This window comes from Pseudomonas sp. Sample_10, assembly GCF_004321495.1.
Lineage (GTDB): Bacteria > Pseudomonadota > Gammaproteobacteria > Pseudomonadales > Pseudomonadaceae > Aquipseudomonas.
Window position 1 is genome coordinate 1 of the sequence record NZ_RCOE01000225.1, and the last position, 845, is coordinate 845.

General features: G+C 62.2%; 1 protein-coding gene. It reads left to right on the forward strand.

The window, feature by feature from the left end; all coding sequences use genetic code 11:
• Positions 1 to 3: 3 nt before the first annotated feature.
• Positions 4 to 845: FAD-binding protein (locus D8U18_RS22780; protein ID WP_177435051.1), on the forward strand; the 842-nt coding region annotated here is incomplete at its 3' end.

Sequence of the window (845 nt, forward strand, 5' to 3'; positions counted from 1 at the left end):
AAAGTGCTGGCCCCGGCCACGCTGAACACCGTTGCTGCCGCTGCCAAAATCGGCGGCGACATCCACGTGCTGGTTGCAGGCCAAGGCGCTGGCGCCGTGGCTGAAGCCGCTGCGAAAATCGCAGGCGTGAGCAAAGTCCTGAACGCTGACAACGCCGCTTACGCGCATCAGCTGCCGGAAAACGTCGCGCCACTGGTTGCTGAACTGGGCAAGGGCTACAGCCACATCCTGGCTGCCGCCACTTCCAACGGCAAAAACATCCTGCCGCGCGTTGCCGCTGCACTGGACGTTGACCAGATCTCCGAGATCATCTCGGTAGAAAGCGCTGACACCTTCAAGCGTCCGATCTACGCCGGTAACGCCATCGCGACCGTTCAATCGAACGCTGCGGTCAAGGTCATCACCGTGCGTGCCACCGGTTTCGACCCGGTTGCCGCTGAAGGTGGTTCCGCTTCGGTTGAATCCGTTGGCGCTGCACACGACGCTGGCATCTCCAGCTTCGTCGGCGAAGAACTGGCCAAGTCCGATCGTCCGGAACTGACCGCTGCCAAGATCGTCGTTTCCGGCGGCCGCGGCATGCAGAACGGCGACAACTTCAAACACCTGTACGCCCTGGCCGACAAGCTGGGCGCTGCCGTTGGTGCTTCGCGCGCCGCGGTCGACGCAGGTTTCGTACCCAACGACATGCAGGTCGGCCAGACCGGCAAGATCGTTGCGCCACAGCTGTACATCGCCGTCGGTATCTCCGGCGCGATCCAGCACCTGGCCGGCATGAAAGACTCCAAAGTGATCGTTGCGATCAACAAGGACGAAGAAGCGCCGATCTTCCAGGTGGCCGATTACGG